At 49.6% G+C, this 22,606-nt stretch carries 16 protein-coding genes; 15 read left to right on the top strand and 1 reads right to left on the bottom strand.

Annotation, left to right across the window (positions count from 1 at the left end):
* Positions 1–237: 237 nt before the first annotated feature.
* From ABD806_RS07210 to galE, 5 genes are all read left to right on the top strand, one after another.
* Positions 238–1,206 carry an NAD-dependent epimerase gene (locus tag ABD806_RS07210; RefSeq protein ID WP_344956253.1) on the top strand — a complete coding sequence of 323 codons (969 nt, stop codon included), beginning with the start codon at positions 238–240 and terminating at the stop codon, positions 1,204–1,206.
* Between the two features lie 91 nt (positions 1,207–1,297).
* Positions 1,298–2,569: an exopolysaccharide biosynthesis polyprenyl glycosylphosphotransferase gene (locus tag ABD806_RS07205; RefSeq protein WP_344956251.1), complete on the top strand. Its 1,272-nt coding sequence runs from the start codon at positions 1,298–1,300 to the stop codon at positions 2,567–2,569.
* A gap of 124 nt (positions 2,570–2,693) precedes the next feature.
* Complete coding sequence (locus ABD806_RS07200) at positions 2,694–4,103, top strand: MBL fold metallo-hydrolase (RefSeq protein ID WP_344956248.1); 1,410 nt, start codon at positions 2,694–2,696, stop codon at positions 4,101–4,103.
* A 67-nt stretch (positions 4,104–4,170) separates the two neighbouring features.
* Positions 4,171–5,964: a PglL family O-oligosaccharyltransferase gene (locus tag ABD806_RS07195; protein WP_344956246.1), complete on the top strand. Its 1,794-nt coding sequence runs from the start codon at positions 4,171–4,173 to the stop codon at positions 5,962–5,964.
* Between the two features lie 63 nt (positions 5,965–6,027).
* Positions 6,028–7,041: a UDP-glucose 4-epimerase GalE gene (gene galE, locus ABD806_RS07190; protein ID WP_344956244.1), complete on the top strand. Its 1,014-nt coding sequence runs from the start codon at positions 6,028–6,030 to the stop codon at positions 7,039–7,041.
* Positions 7,042–7,194: 153 nt separating this feature from the next.
* Here the strand turns inward: galE and ABD806_RS07185 are convergent, their stop codons facing one another.
* Complete coding sequence (locus ABD806_RS07185) at positions 7,195–7,743, bottom strand: hypothetical protein (protein WP_344956242.1); 549 nt, start codon at positions 7,741–7,743, stop codon at positions 7,195–7,197.
* A 455-nt stretch (positions 7,744–8,198) separates the two neighbouring features.
* Here ABD806_RS07185 and ABD806_RS07180 point away from each other — a divergent pair, with 455 nt between their 5' ends.
* From ABD806_RS07180 to ABD806_RS07135, 10 genes are all read left to right on the top strand, one after another.
* Entirely contained in the window at positions 8,199–8,741 is a 543-nt protein-coding gene (locus tag ABD806_RS07180; RefSeq protein ID WP_344956240.1) for a polysaccharide biosynthesis/export family protein, read from the top strand.
* Positions 8,741–10,945: a GumC family protein gene (locus ABD806_RS07175; RefSeq protein WP_344956238.1), complete on the top strand. Its 2,205-nt coding sequence runs from the start codon at positions 8,741–8,743 to the stop codon at positions 10,943–10,945. Before ABD806_RS07180 ends, ABD806_RS07175 begins: the two co-directional genes overlap by 1 nt.
* A 406-nt stretch (positions 10,946–11,351) precedes the next feature.
* The gene (gene tviB, locus ABD806_RS07170) at positions 11,352–12,632 is read left to right on the top strand and encodes a Vi polysaccharide biosynthesis UDP-N-acetylglucosamine C-6 dehydrogenase TviB (RefSeq protein ID WP_344956235.1); all 1,281 of its coding nucleotides are present in this window, start codon (positions 11,352–11,354) and stop codon (positions 12,630–12,632) included.
* Between the two features lie 208 nt (positions 12,633–12,840).
* The gene (locus ABD806_RS07165; RefSeq protein ID WP_344956233.1) at positions 12,841–13,938 is read left to right on the top strand and encodes an NAD-dependent epimerase/dehydratase family protein; all 1,098 of its coding nucleotides are present in this window, start codon (positions 12,841–12,843) and stop codon (positions 13,936–13,938) included.
* A 435-nt stretch (positions 13,939–14,373) separates the two neighbouring features.
* A complete protein-coding gene (locus ABD806_RS07160) occupies positions 14,374–15,912 on the top strand; it encodes a lipopolysaccharide biosynthesis protein (protein ID WP_344956231.1) in 1,539 nt (512 codons plus the stop codon).
* A 256-nt stretch (positions 15,913–16,168) separates the two neighbouring features.
* Positions 16,169–17,299 (top strand): glycosyltransferase family 4 protein, encoded by a 1,131-nt coding sequence (locus ABD806_RS07155; RefSeq protein ID WP_344956229.1) that lies wholly within the window; start codon positions 16,169–16,171, stop codon positions 17,297–17,299.
* Between the two features lie 211 nt (positions 17,300–17,510).
* On the top strand, positions 17,511–18,629 hold the full coding sequence (locus ABD806_RS07150) for an EpsG family protein (RefSeq protein WP_344956227.1): 1,119 nt from the start codon (positions 17,511–17,513) through the stop codon (positions 18,627–18,629).
* Entirely contained in the window at positions 18,614–19,492 is an 879-nt protein-coding gene (locus ABD806_RS07145) for a glycosyltransferase family 2 protein (RefSeq protein ID WP_344956225.1), read from the top strand. Before ABD806_RS07150 ends, ABD806_RS07145 begins: the two co-directional genes overlap by 16 nt.
* A 129-nt stretch (positions 19,493–19,621) precedes the next feature.
* Positions 19,622–20,977, top strand: coding sequence for a phenylacetate--CoA ligase family protein (locus ABD806_RS07140; protein ID WP_344956223.1), 1,356 nt, complete (start codon positions 19,622–19,624; stop codon positions 20,975–20,977).
* A gap of 222 nt (positions 20,978–21,199) precedes the next feature.
* Positions 21,200–22,606 carry a mannose-1-phosphate guanylyltransferase/mannose-6-phosphate isomerase gene (locus tag ABD806_RS07135; protein ID WP_344956221.1) on the top strand — a complete coding sequence of 469 codons (1,407 nt, stop codon included), beginning with the start codon at positions 21,200–21,202 and terminating at the stop codon, positions 22,604–22,606.

Genomic DNA, 22,606 nt, shown 5'->3' with positions numbered 1-22,606 from the left:
CTACGCTTTCTATCTTGTGACAAGACTGGCTGATAACGTGATACTACTTAAAGAGTATATCTACTAGAAATAGAAATCGGCTTTATTTTATAATTACTGACCTCACCCTCGAAAACCAATGCGCTTTTTAAGTTTTCATCAACTTTATCAGTTGGTTTTGATCTGTCGCCTATTAATTTGTGGGAGTTGGGTTAGTAACTTACATACGACCTTATCTATTAACCAAAAGTTTACTCTATGAAAATTTTGATCACCGGCATGGCCGGGTTTATCGGCCATGCCGTGGCCAAACACCTTGCAGCGCAAAATGTTGAGATCGTGGGGATCGATAACCTCAATGATTACTACGAGGTTTCCCTCAAGCGATCCCGGTTGGCAGATCTTTCCGGCCTGAACAACGTGCGCTTTATCGAAATGGATATTGCCGATCGCACTGCCATGGTGGCGCTGTTTGCGGAAGAAAAGTTCGATAAGGTGGTGCACCTGGCGGCCCAGGCCGGGGTGCGTTATTCGCTTGATAATCCCCATGCCTATGCGGATTCCAATCTTGTCGGGCATTTGAACGTGCTGGAAGGTTGTCGTCACACCAAGGTTAAACACCTGATTTATGCCTCATCCAGCTCTGTGTATGGCATGAATGATAAGGTGCCGTTCTCCGTTACAGATAGGGTAGATGAGCCGATCAGCTTGTATGCGGCCACTAAAAAAGCCAATGAGCTGATGACCCATACATATTCACATCTTTATGGCCTGCCGGCCACCGGATTGCGCTTTTTTACCGTATACGGCCCCTGGGGCCGACCGGATATGGCGCTGTTCAAGTTTACCAAGGCGATTTTGGCAGGGCAGCCGCTGGCGGTATACAACAGTGGGAATATGCAACGGGACTTTACTTATATTGACGATATCGTCGAGAGCATAGTGCGCTTGCTGGATCTGCCCCCGAGCGCTGCTGGGGTACCGCATGCCGTATATAACATAGGTCATGGCAGCCCAGTGGCGCTGATGGATTTTATCCGCGCAATCGAGCAGGCCATCGGTAAACAGGCAATATGTGATTACCAGCCCATGCAGCCCGGCGATGTCCCCCGCACTTGGGCGGATACGGAGGCCTTGTTCGATGCCACCGGTTATCGCCCACAAATGGGAGTGGAACAGGGCGTTGCCAACTTTGTGCAGTGGTATCGCGGTTATTATGGTGTGTAAAAAGGTGTAATAAGCAGTAAAGAGCACAGGGAACAGCCGTGGACGTTTTTTCTCTTTATTCTGTCGATAACAAAAACAACAGGTAAATAAAATGGAACAGGTGTTAGCTAAACGCCACACCCTGTGGCATGAGCGATTGCAGGCAAGCTGGTTCAGCCGATTTGTGGTAGGGCTAGTGCTGGTAGTGCTGCTGCCAGGGCTGATGATGTGGGGCCTGGCTGGTTTTTATGCCCCGGATTTGAGCAAGATTAACAGCCTGCTTGGAGTTGCCATTACCTATATGGGAGTGTTTTTTACCCTGCGTCGGTTAATGAGCTACCCAGGCTGCCAGTCTGCCAATTATATTCTGCCTACCGTGCTGGTATGGTATGGGCTACTTGTCGGAGTGCTTTTTGTATTCCGGCTGGATTATTCGGTGTATTACATTTTCTACACCGCTGTAGCCAATGTCCTGTTCTGTTTTTCAAGTTACTTTTTTATTGTGCGCCATATACGCAAAAAAGTGGCATTTCTGCCGCTGGGCAAGGCCAATGGCATGAATGAAGTGGAAGGAGTGGAGTGGTTCAGATTGAGTTCGCCATCGCTGAATGGTGAGCGGGTAGATGCCATAGCCGCCGACCTGCATGCGGAGATCCCTGATGAGTGGCAGCGTTTTCTGGCCCGTTGCACTTTGGCCGGGGTGCCTGTGTATCACTACAAGCAGTTGATGGAGTCACTGACCGGACGGGTGAAAATTAATCACTTGGCGGAAAATGAGTTTGGCTCTTTGCAGCCACAGGTACTCTATACCAGCTTTAAACGTCTGGTTGATTTAACTATTTCGTTGCTGATGCTGCCATTACTGTTGCCAGTATTGTTCATTGTTGCTGCGTGGATAAAGAAAGACAGCCAGGGTCCGGCGCTGTTTGTTCAGGAGCGCATGGGTTACCGGGGGCAGCTGTTCAAGGTATACAAGTTTCGTAGCATGTATATAGATCAGGAGGGCAGGGGCTTTACCGAGGGTGAGGATGATCCACGTATTACCCCGGTTGGCAAAATAATTCGCAAATACCGTATTGATGAATTACCCCAGCTGTTTAATGTAATCAAGGGTGACATGAGCTTTATTGGTCCCCGGCCAGAATCTAAAAATTTGTCGGAATGGTATGAGCAGGATGTGCCTTTCTTCAGTTATCGCCATATCGTGCGCCCTGGCATCTCCGGTTGGGCCCAGGTAGAACAGGGCTATGCGGCCGAGATAGACGGCATGAAAGAAAAACTGGAGTACGATTTCTATTACATCAAGCATTTCTCGTTGTGGCTGGATGTGTTGATTGTGTTTAAGACCATTCGCACTGTGCTTACCGGAGATGGAGCCAGGTAATTTGGGTGCCCCAGGGTCGGGCCCTTACAAAGCAAAGCCCGGTGCTGTGATCCAGCGCCGGGCTTTTTTGTTTCTGGCGGACTAAGGTTGGCTTCAGTTGGGTTCCTTTTGGCTCGGAGGCGACATGACTGATCAAGGCAAGGTTGAGGTGTTTCATCACGGGGCTGTCAATGGTGTGACCGGCTCTTGCCACGAGCTGCGGGTGGGCGGATCTGGCATTTTAATCGACTGCGGTCTGTTCCAGGGCTCGGAGCGGCGAAACGATTTGGCCATCGACTTTGATATCGCCCATATCAGGGCGCTGGTGGTCACCCATGTGCATATCGACCATGTGGGGCGCATTCCCTATTTGTTGGCCGCCGGTTTTAAGGGGCCTATTTACTGTTCGCAGCCGTCGGCCCTGCTGTTGCCGGCCATACTGGAAGATGCGCTTAAAATCGGCTTTACCCGGGATAAAAAACTGCTCAACCGGGTGCTGAAGCTGCTTCAATCCCGGCTGGTGCCGCTGCCCTATCACCGGTGGCATTCGGTGGCGGGCACCGATATTCAGGTGCGGCTGCAGCGGGCCGGGCATATTCTGGGCTCGGCCTATGTGGAATGCCAGGCCGGGGATCAGCGGCTGGTGTTCAGCGGCGATCTGGGCGCGCCTTATTCCCCGCTGCTGACTGCGCCTGTGCCACCCGAGCGTTGCGATGTGCTGGTGCTGGAAAGCACCTATGGCGATAAAAATCACGAAAACCGGAGTGAGCGGCGCTTACGGCTGAAGGCGGCGATGGAACATGCGCTGGCCGATGGCGGTACCTTGCTGATCCCGGCGTTCAGCCTGGGGCGCACCCAGGATCTGTTGTATGAAATTGAAGGCCTGATTGCCGAATTCGGCAGCCAGGCGGCGGCGCCGGGCCTGGCCTGGAACGAGCTGGAAGTGGTGGTCGACTCGCCCCTGGCGGCCAACTTTACGGCACTGTATCGCAGGCTTAAGCCGTTCTGGAATGCCGAGGCGCAAGCGCGGCTGGCCGAGGGGCGGCATCCGCTGTCGTTTGAGCAGCTGACGGTGGTCAACAGCCATCGGGATCATCTGAATGCGGTCAACTATCTGGCTCGTTCGCACCGGCCCTGCGTGGTGCTGGCGGGCTCCGGCATGTGCGCCGGAGGGCGGGTGGTGAATTACTTAAAGGCACTGCTCGGTGATGCCCGCAACGATGTGCTGTTTGTGGGCTATCAGGCCGAGGGCACGCCTGGGCGGGATATCCTTGAATACGGCGCTCGCCATGGTTCCGGCTCCGCCTCAAGGGATGGCTGGGTGGAACTGGACGGCGAGCGTTATCACATTCGTGCCCAGGTGCATCAGGTGAGCGGTTATTCGGCTCATGCGGGCCGGCAGGATCTGATAAACTTCGCCACCGGCATTACCCCGCCACCGGCGCAGATCCGCCTGATCCACGGCGATGCCCAAGCCAAACAGGCGCTGAAAACAGGGCTTGAATCATTATTGCCCAATACCGAGGTGGTGATCGCAGGCGGGGCGGTGAATTGATTAATCGGTTAGGGATTGGTGGCATCCCGTAGGTCGGGCCCACCATTCCCCATTTTATAAGGTTGTTATGCGTGTATTAGCAGTTGGTCCTTCCCGCTGGGTGTTGGCCTTGTTTGGTCTGCTGTGTCTGTTGGGTCAGCATCTGTTTATGCACCACCTGGGCGGGGCAGGGCTGGATTTGCCTTTTAATGCCAGCACTTGGCTGTTTATCGGCGCCATGCTGGCGGCCGGGGCTTTTACGCTGCGCCCTGTATTGGTTACCTCCGGTCTTTGGTGGTGCTTGTTGCTGGGGGCGGTCTTGCTATGGCTGCCCTTTTTTTATCCGCATGCCGAGGCTACCCGAATGCAGGCGTTGCCCCGCTTGCTGGGATTAAGCGGTGGCCTGCTGTTTTATTTAATACTGCAGCAGTGCCGCTTTAATGCCTTGCAGCGGCGCTGGTTGTTGTGCCTTCTGCTGGGGCTGGCGACCCTGCAGATGCTGTTTGGCCTGGTGCAGTTTTTTGCGTTGCCGGCGGACAACTGGTTTCGGTTTAATACCGGGATAAGGTTGCCTTACGGCATTTTTATGCAGCGCAATGTGATGTCCAGTTTTGTGGGCTCAGGGGTGTTGCTGGCGCTGTATTTGCTGGTAATGATGCGGGGCGGGCGATCTCAGTGGCTGATCTGGCTCTGGTGTGTATCGGCCGCGGTGATGGGCATAGTGCTGGTGCTGTTGCTGCAAAGCCGGGCCGGTTTATATAGCCTGATGGCGGGCTTGCTGTTGCTGGTGCCGGTGTGCTGGTTGCGGTTAAGCACCCGGCCGCAGCGCTGGTTGCTGCTGGCCATGGTTATCTTCGGGCTGGGCGCCGGGCTGGTGCTGTTGCTTCAGGCCGATTTGCACCGAAGGATGCTGGAAGTCTATGGCGAACTGGGCGTGCGATATGAAATCTGGATCACTACCCTGGGGTTGATTGCCCGCCATTTTTGGCTGGGGGTGGGTTACGGTGGCTTTGAGCCTGCCTATTATGCCGAAGCGGCCCGCTTGCTAACAGCAGGCGGGCCCGTGCCGCAGATGCCCGGTGGTTTGCATCATCCTCATAACGAAATTTTGCTGTGGCTGGCAGAGGGCGGGGTTGTCACCCTGCTGGCCTGGCTGCTGTGGGCCTGGGGGCTCTGCTCTCTGCTGCGTCATCTGCCGTGGAGTGAACGGTTGGCGCTGGTGGCCTTGTGTTTGCCGCTGTTTGGCCATTTGATGTCGGAATATCCGTTTGGCCATTCCAGCGTGCACTGGCTGTGGCTGCTGGTGTTATTGTGGTTTTTTGACAGCCAATACGGTCGGGGCCGGCTGTTATATGGCATGTCGGTCTGGCCCGGGCAAACCCTGTTGCTGGTGATAGGGCTGGCGACTGTGCTCTATATGGCCACGGGGCTGCAAACCGCTTATCAGCTTACCCATTTCGAGCGAGGTCGGTTTAGTGATGAAAGGCGGTTGGCGGCGGTGTGGAACCCCTGGTTTTGGCAAGACAGGCGTGAGCTGTATCGGCACAGTGCCCGGCTGGAGGCGGCGCTGGCCTCGGGAGACAGTCAAGGGCTGGATGCTTATCTGGCCTGGTCAACACCGATGATTGCCCGTTTGCCGAGAACGAGCCTGCTGAGCAACCATTTGCTGGCGCTGTCGGCGGTGGGACGGGAGCAAGAGGCGCACACCCTGGCCGGGCGGCTGCGGCAGGAGTATCCGCATGACCGGCAGTTTTCCACAGGCGCTTTGGTTGCTGTCAAGGATAAGCTGGCAGCAGGGGAGGCACCGAGAGTATACCGGCGCTTGTCCCAGCCGGTGGGCAGTGCCACTTATTATCAGGATTGGTATTTTGCTGGGGATTAGGGCTGCTGGGGTTTACCCATTCCTAGTGTTTATCAAGCAAAAATGTGAGTAAAGGGAGCAGTAATGACGATTTTGGTGACCGGCGGCGCCGGCTATATTGGTTCTCATACCCTGGTTGAGCTGCTGAGCAGCGGCCAGCAGGTGGTGGTGCTGGATAACTTATGTAATTCGTCGCCGGAGTCGCTTAAACGGGTGGAGCGGATCACCGGCCAGCCGGTGAGCTTTGTGGCCGGCGATATTCGCGATCGAAGCCTGCTGCAGCGCATTTTTTCCGAACACGCCATCCATGCCGTGGTGCACTTTGCCGGGCTCAAGGCGGTGGGCGAGTCGGTGGCCAAACCGCTGGCCTATTACGATAACAACATTAACGGTACCCTGGTGCTGGTGGACGAAATGCGCAGGGCCGGGGTGTTCCGGCTGGTGTTCAGCTCATCCGCCACCGTGTATGGTGAGCCGGCCACCATGCCCATCAACGAGGATTTTGTTGCCGGTGGTACCACTAATCCGTATGGCACCTCCAAGTTGATGGTGGAACAAATCCTTAAGGATCTGGCTCGCTCCGATGAGCGCTGGCGCATTGCGGTGCTGCGTTATTTTAACCCTGTGGGTGCCCATATCTCCGGGTTGATCGGGGAAAATCCCAACGGCATTCCCAATAACCTGCTGCCTTATATTGCCCAGGTGGCGGTGGGTCGGTTGGAGCGGTTGAGGGTGTTCGGCAGCGATTATCCCACCAAAGATGGCACAGGCGTGCGCGATTATATTCATGTGGTTGATTTGGCCCGGGGGCATTTAAAGGCGCTGGATAAGCTGGCCGAGGCGTCCGGCTGGCTGGTGTATAATCTGGGCACCGGCAAGGGCTATTCGGTGTTGGAAATGGTCGCGGCGTTTGAGCAGGCCTCGGGCAGGTCGATACCCTATGAGCTGGTGGACCGGCGGCCGGGCGACATTGCCGTGTGTTATGCCGATCCGGCCAAGGCGGAGCATGAGCTCTCCTGGCGTGCCGAACGCGGCCTTGCCGAGATGATGGCCGATACCTGGCGTTGGCAGGCGGAAAACCCGGAGGGATTTGCTTGATGCAGGAGCGGCGCCCCCGGTGGGCGCCTCGACCTCGGCGCGATAACGGTTGATGGCCTGCGACCTCTTACCTTCCTCATTCCCCCCATGTTCTCCCCCAATAAAAATGCGCCTATGGCGCATTTTTTCTGTATTTTTCTCCGTTTTCTATCGTCAGCTTAGGCTGGCGGGGTCGTTTCTGCTATTCCTGTTGTTCTCCGGTTGAGGCGTGTTCCGTGGTGAATTCTGTTGCTTATAAATAACGGAAGACAAGGCATTGCTTACCGCGTTGTCTATTGCCAGTGAGGCGCCGGGTACCGAGGTTTTGGCTGCATTGGCGATACTCTTCGATTGATTGGGGGCGGCGGCTACCGCCGCTTCCACTACTGTCGCCACCAAGTGCGGAAAATCCGCTAGTGCCGCTGAGGTGGCAGAAACAATGGCTTCGGCCATGCTTGGGTGAATGTTAACCATGGTGTTGACCGCAGCCTTGATCATAACGGCTGCCTCATCCGCAGGTCGGGTGGTGGCCCACGAGCCGACTAATTTTGCCATGGCGGCAGCGGTGTCGGCTTCCCCCCTGGCATTCAGTATGTCACCGCTCTGCTCGACATTTAGCACAACGCCGGCCTTGGTCAGCGCCTCCAGCTCAACTTGGTCAGCAAAAGCGGGTCCGGCAGTGAGGAGCACCGCCAGCGATAAAGTGGTAAATATTTTACGCATTGGTAGATGTCCTCTCTAGAACGGGTTTTAGAACAACTGCAACCTATACGTCCCGCAAAGGTGAGCAAGCTGGACAACACCCAGCGCTGAGCGACCGGTTAGCTATGTAAATGGGCTTTGACGCCTGAACCTAGTGTAGGTCACAGGTAAAAATTAGCACAAACCGATCCCGTCCTGAGTGCCTGTGTAGCCGTCACTCAGATTTTGCAGCAAGGGTTTTACACTTATCCTATGCTTTTACCTATGAAGCATCTTGCTCTCGAAGGTTGTTTCGCTCCACCGGCTCAAATGGATTGGGCCAGGGAGCAGTAGCGGGGTACAAGGCTATCGCAGCCAGAGATGGTTATAAAAGGTAATCTGATGTTTACCAAGGAGAATACCATCTTGACTAAGGTTGCTTCTCTAATAAGGCCGGAGGCTGTTTTACCTTTGTTAGTCGTTTAAAGGGAATTAACATGATGAAGGTGATAAGAATACTGTGCACGCTATTGGCCTGGGGGCTGGCCGCCGGGGCAGCACAGGCTCAAAACATAGACTCGCGCTATATCCTGGGCCCGGGTGATCTGATCCGTGTCAGTGTATTTGGCGAAGCAGATCTGAGTTTCGACCGGATACAACTCAACGATGCCAGCACCTTCTCCTACCCTTTCCTGGGAACCGTCAATGCCAAAGGTAAAACCGTTAAAGATGTGGAATACCTGCTCATAAAAGGATTAAGGGATGGTTACCTGATCGATCCCAAGATCACGGTGAGTATCCTCGAATATCGCGAATTCTACGTCAATGGCGAAGTACGCAACCCTGGTGGTTACCCATTCCAGCCCGGTATGACACTGCGCAAGGCAGTGGCGCTGGCCGGCGGCTTTAGCGAGCGGGCGTCACGTAGTGCTTTCTATATTATTCATGACCAAGATCCAAACCGTAAATCCCGGAAGGCCAATCTTGACACCCAGGTGATGCCCGGTGACATCATCACCATAGAGGAGAGTTTTTTCTAATGGACATCATCAAACTTTCCGGTATCGGTCGTGACGAAAAGGGTTCAATAGAGCTATTGGCTCCGAGCCTGCTGTGGCGTTTCATTTCCTGTCGTATATGGAGCATTATTTCTTTTACCCTGATAGTGGCCATGTTGGCGGTACTGCTGGTATCTAATATGACCCGCATTTACCGGGCCACGGCCACGCTGCTTTTTGAAAATCAGGCAGCCAATGTATTGTCCATCGAGCAGATCTATGGCATTGAGGGCGGTGATGATTATCTGGCAACTCAGTTTGAATTGCTCAAGTCCAGGGCATTGGCCGAGCGGGTAGTGCGTAATCTGGGCTTAGATACTCATCCGGAGTTTGATCCCCGCCAGCAGCCGGAACCCTTGATTGACTGGTCGGCCTTGTTGGGCAAGCTGAATCCCATCATCAATCCGGATCAGCTTGAAGAGCCGTCAGGGCCAAGTGAAATAGATATTTTCGATCAGGTGGTAGAGGATTTTCAGCGGCGAGTGACGGTTGCGGTAGTGGGCCGGACCCAGCTGATAGAGGTCAGTACTGACATGGCGGATGCCAGCACCGCCGCACTGGCGGCCAATGCACTGGCCGATGGCTATATAGAAAGCCAGCTGGAAGCCAAGATGGAAATGACCCAAACCGCTACCAACTGGATGAATGAACGTCTGGTTTCTCTAAAGAATACCTTGAGTGAGTCCGAGAGCCGGCTGCAGGCATTTTTAGAGCAGGAAAACCTGTTGAATCTGGAAGGTATCACTACCGTCAGCGCCACCGAGCTGAGTGGCATCAGCGGCAAATTGACCGATGCCCGCCAGGAGCGGAATGCGGCAGAGAGTCAGTATAACCAGCTGATGACGATGCAAGGTGCTGGCTATCGTCGGTTGGCCAGTGTACCGGCAGTCATGGCAGATCCGCTTGTGGCCCAGTTCAAGGCGGCTGAAGCCACTGCCAATGCCAAAGTGCAGGAGCTTTCCCGCCGCTATGGCACTAAACACCCGGCCATGGTGGTGGCTCAGACCGAGTTGAACTCGGCCCGGGCCAATTTGAAGGCACAGGTAGAGCAGGTGGTGGCATCCATTAAAAACAGTTATCAACTGGCGGTGGCCAGTGAGCGGGGCCTGCAAAGTTCATTCGAGCAGAACAAGGAACAGGTTCAGAGCATCAGCCGCAATGAGTTTCGCTTACGTGAATTGCAGCGGGAGGTAGAAAGCAACCGCACCTTGTATGATACCTTTATGACCCGCCTGAAAGAAACCACGGCAACCCAGGATCTGGATACGGTCAATGCCCGAGTAGTGGACAGGGCATTGGTACCCAAGAGGGCGATTAAACCCCAGACATTAACATTGGTTCTGGTGGCTTCTGTGGTTGCCTTGATTGTTGCCGTGGGCGTTGTAATTATACTGGGGGTACTGGACCGCACCTTCAAGGGCGATGAAGAGGTTGAAAATAACCTAAACCTGCCGGTACTGGGAGTGGTTCCCCTGGTCAAGGGTAAGCCAAGCAAACTGACACAATTATTCAGGCAAGACACCAACCCAGAATTTTCCGAATCGATACGCTCCCTGCGCACCAGCTTGGTGCTTGCAAGCATGGACCGTAGTTACAAAATCACCATGGTAACCTCGAGTCTGCCAGGTGAAGGCAAAACATCTATTTCCAGCAACCTGGCAATGGCGCTGGGACAGATTGAAAAGACCCTGCTGATTGATGCCGATATGCGCCGGCCTTCCATTGCCAAAATCTATGATTTACCGGCAGGTACACCGGGCCTGGCAAATTTGATCGTCGGTAGTGCCGGTTTGAAAGACTGTATCTTGCGACGAGACGGTCTCGATATAATAACTACAGGCACGGTACCGCCCAATCCTCAGGAATTGTTATCATCCGAATCGTTTTCCAGGGTACTGAAGCAGCTGGCCGCACAGTATGAGCGGATAATTATCGATACGGCACCTACTCTGGGAGTGAGCGATGCCTTGCTGTTGTCTCGCTATACCAACGCGGTAATTTTTGTGGTGAAAAGTGACGCCACCTCTATCCCGGTTGCACAGTCTGGGCTCGGTAAATTACTGCAGGTGGGGGCGCCGGTAAAGGGTGTGGTACTCAATCAGCTTGATGTGAAGAAGGCCACCAAGTATGGCTATGGGTATAGTGGATATTATGGTGATCACAAGAAACTGAAGCCTGATGCCTGATATTGAGTTGTGGAAGGTGCTTGTTGACTTGTTATATTCGCCAGTTATTTTTGCATTTAGAGCATGATTTTAACTGTTTTTTTAATGGCTTGCGGTTTGCTTATGGTGATTGAATCGATTTTTGTTTTCTGAGGTCTTGTTGAAAAATTGATTTCTTGAATTGTATTTTTATTGGTCTGTGGTTGGTGAGTGATAATGTGATGCAAGATGGTCACAGGGTTTTTAGTAATTAGTTAAAGGTTGCTTGGGGTGAGCCAATAAAACCCGATTGGCGGTAGCGTGTTTTTTATTTAAGGTTACGTCTTGAAGTTTTTTAATTCTAATGTTTTTTGAAATGTTTAATTGTTGCTTTTGGTTATGTTTTTATTTGTGGGGTTGATGGTTAACACATGCTAATGGAGCTGTCATGCAAACTTTGTCGGAACACACTCGTATTGCAGTTATCGGTTTAGGTTATGTAGGGCTACCATTGGCAGTAGAGTTTGGAAAACAATACCCTACTATTGGTTTTGATATAAATAAACAGAGGGTGGATGAATTACATGGGGGGCGAGACCATACCCTGGAGGTGAGCAGGGAAGAGCTGGGGCTGGCAAATAAATTAATATATAGTGCAGAAGTAGAAGAGTTGCGAGTCGCGACCGTTTATATTGTTGCCGTGCCCACTCCGATAGATAAGCATCATCAACCTGATCTTACTCCACTGAAAAAGGCCTCTGAAATTGTGGGCAGTGTTATAAAAAAAGACGACATTGTCATTTACGAATCTACCGTGTACCCAGGAGCCACAGAAGAAGATTGCGTGCCGGTGCTGGAGCGGGTATCCGGCCTTAAATTCAATGATGACTTCTTTGTCGGCTACAGCCCTGAAAGGATCAACCCGGGTGATAAGGAGCACAGGATAGACACCATAATAAAAGTGACTTCCGGCTCCACCCAAGAGGTAGCTGATTTTGTCGATGTGCTGTATGGCAGCATTATTGCCGCCGGCACCCATAAGGCCAGCAGTATCAAGGTGGCTGAAGCTGCCAAGGTGATAGAGAATACCCAGCGAGATCTGAATATTGCGTTGATTAACGAACTGGCGGTTATTTTTAATAAGATGGGAATAGATACCGAAGCCGTGCTTAAGGCGTCGGGATCTAAATGGAATTTTTTACCATTCCGTCCCGGCTTGGTAGGGGGGCACTGTATAGGGGTAGATCCCTATTACCTTACCCATAAAGCTCAGGCCATTGGCTACTACCCGGAAGTAATCCTTGCCGGTCGCCGTATCAACGACGGTATGGGGCGCTATGTGGTGTCTCAGCTGGTGAAGGAAATGCTTAAGCGCCGTATGCACGTCAATGGTGCCAAGGTGCTGGTATTGGGGCTGACTTTTAAAGAGAATTGCCCTGATATTCGTAATACTAAGGTGGTGGATATTATCCGTGAGCTGAAAGACTATGGGGTAGATGTAGACGTGTTTGACCCTTGGGTAAACGCAAGCGAAGCTGAACAAGAATATGGCATAACCCCTATCTTGGCACCCACTACAGGTACTTATAATGCGGTTATCCTGGCGGTGGCTCATCATCAGTTCTGTACACTTGGTGCCAGTGGTATTAAATCTTTCACTAAGCCAGAGCATGTGATTTACGACCTCAAGCATGTATTGAGTGCCGAGGATGTTGATATCAGATTGTGAGCGCCGAGCGCCGAACTGGCTAAATAACTGATACAAATACCGCTACATATCGAGACAGAAGTCAGGATTCGATAAGCAGACCCTCCGCGCCAGGGACGGTGCGGCGGAGCACCCAAGGATGGATTTACGGTGAGTCTGCGTTCGAGCCTGATTTCTGTAGCACAATTAGGAACAGTTATTTAGGCGCTCGCCGCTAATAAGGATCCCTATGACTCGTTATGATCAAATCCAGCAAGCTCTTAAAAACAAACCTAAAGTGTGGCTCATTACCGGTGTCGCCGGATTTATTGGCTCAAATTTACTGGAAGCCTTGCTAAAACTGAATCAGTATGTTGTAGGGTTAGACAATTTCTCCACCGGTTATGAACATAATCTGGATGAGGTTAAAAAGCTGGTTAGCCCGGAGCAGTGGGCGTGCTTCTATTTTATAGAAGGTGATATACGCAACCAAGACGATTGCCGGCGTGCAATGCATTATCCTGGTTTATATGAAAAGTCAGGCGACAAGAGTGCGGTGTTTATGGCTAAAAATCTTGCGGTTAACGTAGATTACGTTCTTCATCAAGCCGCCTTAGGCTCTGTCCCTCGTAGCATCATTGATCCTCTTACCACCAATGATGTCAATATCAACGGTTTTTTAACCATATTGGCTGCCGCTAGAGATGCAGGAGTTAAAAGCTTTACCTATGCTTCCAGCAGCTCCGTCTACGGAGACCATCCAGCCTTACCTAAGGGAGAAGGAAATATCGGTAAACCGCTGTCACCTTATGCGGTCACCAAATATGTTAACGAGTTATATGCGGGGGTGTTTGCCAGAGTATATGGCCTTAACAGTATTGGTCTACGTTATTTTAATGTTTTTGGTAAGCGTCAAGATCCTAATGGCGCCTATGCTGCAGTGATTCCTATATGGACGGCTGCGATGATAAAAGATGAGCCTGTTTATATCAATGGCGATGGTGAAACAAGTCGAGATTTCTGTTTTATTGAAAATGTGATGCAAATGAATATTTTGGCCGCCACCGCATCGGATGAAGAAAAAAACAACGTTTACAACGTGGCCGTAGGAGAGCGGATTACACTTAATTCCCTATTCTATGCTCTTAAATCAGCCTTGGCCGATTGTGGGGTTTCATATAACAAATTCCCTGGTTATCGAAATTTTCGTGCCGGTGATGTTCGTCACTCCCAAGCTGATATCAGCAAAGCACGGCAAAAAATGGGTTACATTCCCAGCTACCGCATTTATGACGGTATCGGAAAAGCCATGCCTTGGTATGTAAGAAGTATTAAGGGTATTGTTTAATGTCTAATGTTAGGCGGGTAATGAATGGTATTGTAAATGTACATCGTCATGTTCAACTGTAGCTTGGCACAGGGATAGGCTTCCTTTCTATTACTCATTGGCCAAGCGCCCGCCTAAAAGAATAAAAACAGTAACAGCCGGCATATCCGAGGCCGCCCTGGCTAAGGGCCTTGGCCATGCAGTGTGGTGAGCCTCCCGTTGGTAGGAAACGCCTCTGTTTGTACTGCTGCCGGAGGTATCGATAGACGATGCGGTAAGAGAGCCAATCAACGATATCCTGGCTCAACTGCTGACATGCTCTCAAACCCCGAGCGGGCTCAGGCGGTAGCCGAAGAACAGGTAAGCCAATGCGGCGTTGCCAACTGTATGGAGCACCAGCGGCACTGCGATGAAAGCAAGCGAATAACGGCATAGTGGAAAAGCCTTGCTAAGGCCATGCCTTGGTATATTCAATTTTCGGGTCAAGCCTTGATGACAAAAATAAAGTATCCGGCCGAAGACGGTTATGTGGCAAGTGTTGATAAAGCCGATGTTGCCAGTAAGGCTCGCAAGGGCATCAAATGGTCTGCCCTGCAGATCATTACCCGTAATGTCCTAAGCCTGGGAACTACCGCGGTGCTGGCCCGTTTGCTGAGCCCTGGAGATTTCGGCTTGGTGGGCATGGTCGCCACCCTCACTGCCTTGTTACAGGTATTTTCCGATATGGGGTTGAGCTGGGCCACCATCCAGAGCCAGCAGTTGAGCAAGGCTCAAATCAGCAACCTATTCTGGATAAACACCGGTGTTGGGGCATTGCTCTGGGGTTTTTGCATATTGGCTGCTCCCGGCATAGCCGATTTTTACGGTGAACAGGAACTTGTCGGTATCACAGTCGCCCTTGGCGGTGGTTTCCTGCTGAGCGGTTTTGCAGCCCAACCCATCGCTCTGCTGAATCGCACCATGAATTACAAGACAGCGGCCAAGATCGAAGTATTCGCCATCATGGCTGGCGCCATTGCTGCCTTGGTCAGTGCTTTCTTGGGCTTCGGCTATTGGGCTTTGGTGATTCAAAGCTTGGTTAATGCCGCAGCTCGCGCCTTGTTGGCTCTACCCATGAGTGGTATTACCATTTTGGCACCAAGGCAGGACGTCGGTACGCGAAAGTTAGTCACATTTGGTGGCCTAATGGCTATAAGTGGGTTGTTTAATTATTTGGCTTGTAGTTTGGATAGTGTTCTTGTTGGCAAGTATTGGGGGACTGAAGAGCTTGGGTTTTATAATAGGGCATATTTTTTGATGTTGTTGCCAAGTGTGCTGAGCTCGGGGGTTTTGACAAAGGTGATGGTGTCTGCACTCTCCGCGATAAAGGATGATCAAGAACGTTTTGCCTCTGTATATAGAAAGGGCATGAAACTTTCCTTATTTATTGGATGTCCGATGGCTCTTGGGTTGGCACTAACAGCCGATGAAATGGTTTTTATAATCTATGGTTCACAGTGGCAGCCTACGGTACCCATTTTTATGTGGTTGAGTATTATCAGTGTGGCGCAGCCACTCAATAATGCTTCAAGTTGGCTATTTACTGCCGCCGGGAAGGCAAAAGCCTACCTTTATTTTAATATGGCTGCTGGTTTAATTCTTGGCGTTTGTTTTTATTTTTCGGCCCCGTGGGGAACGCTGGCAATTGCCAGGGTCAATGGGATCGTAATGGGGGTTGGTGTAATCGCCCTCTCGGTTTGGGCGTCTCATAAAGCCTCGGGGTTGTCTCTCAAGGGAACGCTTTTATGTGTTTTTCCTGTTGTTCCATGTCTTCTGCTGATGGCATTTTCTGTTTTGGTTGTTGAGTTTGTCTGTGAAGAATTTGGATTGGATTTCCTGCTCATACTGATGCTGAAGGTGCTTTTTGGGTTGGTATCGTACATTTGTTTTTCTTTGTTTTTTATGCGTGATTTCTTGAAGAAAGATGTTCTTCCATTTCTGTGGGTGTCCAAGTGAAGTTGTTCTTTAATTTGTGCCGTGAATGCACTGTTAAGATTGCTGTCTGAACATATATTGGCTATTGGATATAAATAGTTGTTTCGAATAGTGGGTGACTCGAGACAGCGACCCGCTACCACTAAGCAGATCCTCTGTGCCAGGGTCGGAAATGCTCCTGCCGTTCCGGTATTTCCGTCATCCATGGCGTGTCTGCGTGCGCTACCCGGTCGATGTAGCGCTATTAGCTACAGGTATTGATAAAGGGTGAGTGGTAATGATGAATAATCTTATTCTTTTGAGCTATGACTATCCCCCTAATGATGGCGGTATCAGCAGGTTGACGGCGGAATTTGCCTCGGGGCTTGCTGCTGAGGGGCTGGCGATAGAGGTTTGTACCCTTGACGGCAGCGCCATCAGGGAAGGGGTGGTCCGCCCCGAGTTAGCCACCGTTGAGCTGCCGCGAAAAAAACTCTGGCGTGAGCTGGCCTTGCTTCGTTACCTGCTTTCACGGCCGAAAAAGAGCAAGATCATCACTACCGTTTGGAATCCGGAAGCGACCCTTGCTTGGCTGTTGGGGCGGAAAAACCTTTATGTACTAGCCCACGGCAATGAGGTCATGCAGTATCCCCAAGGACTGACATTCAGGTTGAAAGCCCAGCTGCGCAAGAAGGTGCTGGCTGCAGCCCGCTGTGTGATCTGCAACAGTCGCTATACCGAACGCCTGGTTAGGGCTATAGCGCCCAATGCTAAAACCACCGTGATAAACCCTGGCGTGGATATCGCACGTTTCAGTATTGGACTGAAACAGAACGAGGCCAAGGAGCGGTTGGGCCTTCCCCAACACAAGAGCCTGTTGCTGAGTGTTTCTCGCATCGATGACTACAAGGGGCACGATGTAGTGCTGGATGCTCTGGTTGCTTTGCCTGTGGAGCAGCGCCAGCGCCTGCATTATGTGGTCGCGGGTAAGGGTAGCCACCTGGATGCACTCAAACGTCGGGCCAGCGAGCTAGGCCTGGAAGAGTGCATCAGCTGGTTGGGATTTGTATCAGATGAAATCCTTCCCTTGCTTTATAGAGCAGCGGACCTTTTTGTGCTTTGCACCCGTGAAGACAAGGCCCAACGTGGCGTGGAGGGCTTTGGCATGGTGTTTCTCGAGGCCCAGGCTGCCGGATTGGCGGTAGTGGGCACCAGGGCTGGCGGCATACCCGATGCCATCCAAGAAGGGCGTGGCGGTTGGCTGATCGATCAGGATAACAGTCGGGCCTTTGGCAAACATTTAGACATGCTGCTCACAAAGCCCGAGCAAGTGAGCGAGCAGGGGCGTTTGGGCCTGGAACGGGCCCGCGCTGAGTGCAGTTGGCGCCATTACACCCTGAATCTGCTGAGCGTGCTGGAAAAATACTGACGGCCTAAAGGGTACCTGTGGTGATAGCAACCAACAACCGCACCGAGGTTGTGCCGGATAGCTACTGCAGCATCGTTATTTTTCATATTTTTAGTTGAAGCCCGTTAATGGCAGTACTTTATGTGAGGGGGTAAATAAGACCATTTTATAGCGGTTTTATTTCTCAAGAAATTATACTGGCGATGGTAATCAAGACGGATGGCTGATCGATATGTTGTTTAACTTTTCATTTTACAGCTTGATTTGTGTTGTTTTTCTGGTTTTGTTTTTTAAGAAAGATAACCGCATTGCCAGGGAAGGGATTGTTGTCTACGTATTCATATCCGTGCTCTGGCTGTGGATGGTATTAGTGTTTCGTGAGCCGGTAGGGGATCCTTGGCGTTATGTGCTAGAGCTCAACGCCATTGCAAATCTTAGTTTTAGTGAATTGCTTAGCTACGATAGGGTGCCATTAGGGTTTGGTTTGCTCAACTGGCTGACAGCATTAATAAGCACAGACTCGGCGTTTTTTTACTCGATGGTTTATATTTTTTGCGTGGTGCCCTTGTATCTTGCTTTTCGGGAGCGGTTCGACAGGTTTGATTCCGCCGTGTTGATGATGCTTTACCTGCTTTACCCTTTTTATTTAAGCGGTCTGGGTAATATTTTCAAGCAGGGGATAGCCTCTGGCTTTATGCTCTGGGGGTTGGTTTGTCTGCTGGACAGAGAAAAGCAAAAGACAGGTAAAGGTCTCATTCTGTTATTTTCCTCTGTCTTATTTCATTCGGCTTTTTGGATTTCCATACTTGCCATTATGGCCTGGTACCTTTTTTTTAGAAAACGACAGCTTGGTTGGGTACTCTGGTCTCTTGGTGTCTGCATGCTTATAGCAATGGTGGGCTTAAATGAGTCCATTGTTGCTGCTTTTATTCCTAAAGATATTGTCAACGATCTTGGCTTTGGTACGTACTTTGACAGTGAGTATCTCCTGCGTGGTAGTTTTATAAGGTTGAATTATGTATCTGGCTTTAGGTTGGATTTTGCCTTTTTTACTATTATTCCACTAATTGTTGTTCTTTATGTTAGAAAAAAAACAAACTCAGCCGTGAGTGATGATATTATTAAGATCTACTGTCTTCTCTCCATTTCATACTTTCTATTGTGCTTTATTCCTTATGCAGATAGATTGGCGGCTTTTTCCTGGTTTCTTATTCCTTATTTGCTTTATTTGTCTTTTTCTCCAAGTGTTTTAAATGGTGCTCGTAATTATCTTGTTACTATCGCTGTGGCCTCTTATGCGCTACTAATGCTGGATTATAATGAGGAGTACTTCCAATGGTTACCATTCTGACGCCTACTTATAACAGGGCTCATACCTTACCGCGACTATTTCAATCACTGCTTGAACAGACTTCTCATGATTTCGAATGGCTAGTTATTGATGATGGCAGTGATGATAATACCGAAGAGGTGATTTCTGAGCTAAAAGTGAGGTCGCCATTTCCTGTTCGCTACATAAAAAAACAAAACGGTGGAAAGCATACAGCCCTGAACCTTGGTTTTAGTGAGGCTGGACGAAAATGGATTTTTGTTTTGGATAGCGACGACTGGATTCGTAATAACTGCATCGAGATAATCAGAGCGGAGGTAACTCGAGATGATTTTACTTTTCATTCGCTCTCTTTTTTGAGGGTATATGAAAATGGTCAAGTCATTGGTGATTGTTATCCCGAGGGGCTCAATAACTTTTTAGATAGAGCAAATTTTAAAGTAAGGGGTGATAAGGCTGAGGTTTTTAATAAGGACTGTCTTGAGGGGTTTTCTTTCCCATCATATAAAGGTGAGAACTTTATGGCTGAGGCTCCATTATACATTTGGTATGCTCAACGATTTAATACAAAGTTTATAAATTATGATGGATATATTTGTGAATATCAAGATGATGGTTTAAGTACAAATAGCATAATAAATAGATACAAGTCATTGAATTCTACTCTCTATGTTACGGAGATGAAGTATAAAGCACACGCTCCTTTAGCGTTGAAAGCCAGGGCCGCAATTAATTGGTGGCGATTCAAGATGTCTAGAATTACCTTGAGGAAGGAATGGCAGCCTCCGCTTATCTACTTGCCGATAGGTTTGTTGTTGTTTTTTTTGGATTTTGCTATAGGGAAAAAGATTCATCTTTCTAAAGTGGGAACTTTTAAGGGTTGATTTGTATGAATTTTATCGTTTGTATGGAGTTTCATTTTTAGCTTCTTGTTCAAAGTTTGTTGTTTTTAAGCTGTGAGCGCATCAGTGAATATCGCTACTATTAGATATACATCAGGAGGATGTAACCTTATGAAGGAGTTTATCTTAAAGTATGCACCGGTGTTAATTCAGAATATTGCTATTAGTGTATACAATAGCCTTTTGTATAAAAGACGGCATGCGGGAATATACAAAGCGTTAAGGAAGTATTATGCAGACTTCGATAGCGCTGAAAAGAAGGCGGTGGAAATAGAGGCTAATGCACGATTGACTAAGTTTTTAGAAGAAGCCACGTCAGAGTCTGATTGGTACAATAGATTTAAGGGGAAAGCATTGCGTGAATTTCCCGTTTTGGAAAAAGAGGAACTTATCAATAATTTCGAAATGATTAGAACAGTGCCAGATAAAAAAGCTATAGTCGGTTATACAGGTGGAACTACAGGAGCATCGATGAAGGTGGTGTATACCTACTCTGACATGCAGGAACGCTTTGCCTTGCTTGATCATTTTAGAGAAAAATATGGTTATAAATTAGGTAAGAAGACGGCTTGGTTTAGCGGTAGAACATTAGTTAAAGCTAAAGACTTGCGACGTGGAATATGTTATCGCGATGACTATATAAATAAAATAAGATTTTTTTCCAGCTTTCATATTAGTGAGGATAATTTTGATATTTATTGTCGCGCTTTTCTTGATTTTAAACCTGAATTTATAGTTGGGTCCCCATCGAGTGTGTATGATCTATGTAGCTTTGCTTTAAAAAGAGGTCTTAAAGCAAAAGGCATTGTCAGAGTGTTTTTCTCGACAGCTGAGACTGTTTTACCTCATCATTGTGAGGTTATTTATAGTGTTTTGGGATGTGAAATTGTTGACCAGTATGCATCATCCGAAGGCGCTCCATTCATTCTTCAATGTAAATCTGGCTCTATGCACATTCATCCACTAAGTGGATTTTTTGAAGTTGTAGACGAAGGAATGAAACCAGCGAAAGAAGGTGAAATCCTGGTGACATCATTTACTACACATGGAATGCCATTAATTCGCTATAGAATTGGCGATAGAATTAAATTGGCTTCTGATGATTACAGATGCCCTTGCGGCTCTCCTTATCAAGTGGTTGAAAGTATTGATGGCAGGAGTACGGATTTTATATGGTCGCCAGAAAATGGAAAAATTAACCTTGGGAATATAAGTAACTGTACAAAAAATATACACGGGGTTGTTTGTTTTCAAGTTGCTCAATCTGAGGAGAATGAAATCACAGTCAAAATTGTCTGCTCTTCAAATTTTGATGATAAGGAGGAGGGGCGCTTTTTAAATGAAATTAGGAAGCGAGTGGGGGGAGGTATGATAATCAATTTCGAGCGTGTTTCTAGTATACCAAGGGAAAAAAGTGGTAAGTTTAGAATTGTCAAAAATACATTGGTTTTAGACGGTGTTGATTGATGGTTTTTGTTTTTATCTCGATTGCGATGGCCGTTAAATAGCTATTTTCCGAATAGTAGGTAACTCGAGGTAGCGCCGGGTATCGCTAAACAGATCCTCTGCTGGGTGGCGAATGGAGCCATCAAAGACGAGCACATGGCGTGTATGGGGGAGTTACTCGGTCGCTGTAGCGGTATTAGGAACAGTTATTTAACTGTTTTTCTTGTTAAGGATGGTTTGTCTATGATTATTCCTGTGATTCTTGCCGGTGGTACCGGCAGCCGGCTCTGGCCTCTTTCCAGGGCGATGTATCCCAAGCAGTTTTTACCCTTGGTGGGAAATACAACCATGCTTCATGCCACCATGGCTCGGCTACAGGGCCTTCCCTGTGGGCCAGCTATTGTTGTTTGCAACGAGGACCATCGTTTCATCGCAGCCGAGCAGCTAAGACAGCTATCGCCAATGCCGGCCATCCTGCTTGAGCCCGCAGCGAGAAACACGGCGCCAGCGGTAGCACTGGCGGCTTTAAGGGCACGGCAAGCCGGTGATGATCCCATCTTGCTTATACTGGCCTCCGACCACATGATTGAAAACAAGTCTGCCTTCGACAATGCCGTCAAGCAGGCCTTGCCGTTAGCAGAACAGGGCCAGCTGGTTACTTTTGGCATTGTTCCTACCGCTCCCGAGACAGGCTACGGTTATATCAAGCGTGGGGAGTTATTGCCGGACGAATCCAGCTACACCATTGCCAGATTTGTTGAAAAGCCTGATCTGACAACAGCCAAAGGTTATGTGGCCAGCGGAGATTACTACTGGAACAGCGGTATGTTCATGTTCCGTGCCAGCCGTTATCTGGAGGAGCTGGGACTTCGCCGCCCAGACATCCTTGCGGCTTGCAAAAAAGCCATGGCCAGTATCGTGACCGATCTGGATTTTATCAGGGTCGATAAAGAGGCCTTTACCAACTGTCCGGAAGACTCCATTGATTACGCAATAATGGAAAAAACCACAGATGCGGTGGTGGTCCCCATGGAAGCAGGCTGGAGCGATGTAGGTTCTTGGTCAGCACTTTGGGATATTGGCGAAAAAGATGACAAGGGTAATGTTACTAAGGGCGATGTACTGCTTTACGATAGTGACAATAATCTGGTCTATGCCGGCAGCAGGTTGGTAGCAACGGTGGGTATTGAGAATACCGTTGTTATCGAAACTAAAGATGCCGTATTGGTTGCTGCAAAAGACAAAGTACGGGATGTAAGGCATATCGTGAGCCAGCTTAAGAGCGCTGGCCGTGGCGAGCCAGATATACATCGCGAGGTGTATCGACCCTGGGGGAAATACGATGCTATTGATGCCGGTGCTCGCTATCAGGTGAAACACATTACCGTAAAGCCCGGAGAGAAACTGTCTGTCCAGATACACCATCACAGGGCCGAGCATTGGATAGTGGTTTCAGGCACAGCTAAGGTCATCAATGGTGAAAAAGAGGTGTTGCTTACGGAAAATCAGTCTACCTACATCCCGGTGGGGGTGGTTCATGCCTTGGAAAACCCGGGGAAAATTCCCCTAGAGATGATAGAGGTTCAATCGGGCAGCTATCTGGGGGAGGACGATATCATCCGGTTTTCTGATAGATATGGCAGGGCTTGA

Source organism: Zobellella aerophila (assembly GCF_039539325.1).
GTDB classification, from domain to species: Bacteria; Pseudomonadota; Gammaproteobacteria; order Enterobacterales; family Aeromonadaceae; genus Oceanimonas; species Oceanimonas aerophila.
Note: the sequence above shows the minus strand (reverse complement) of the source record. Positions and strands in the feature narration are given on the sequence as shown.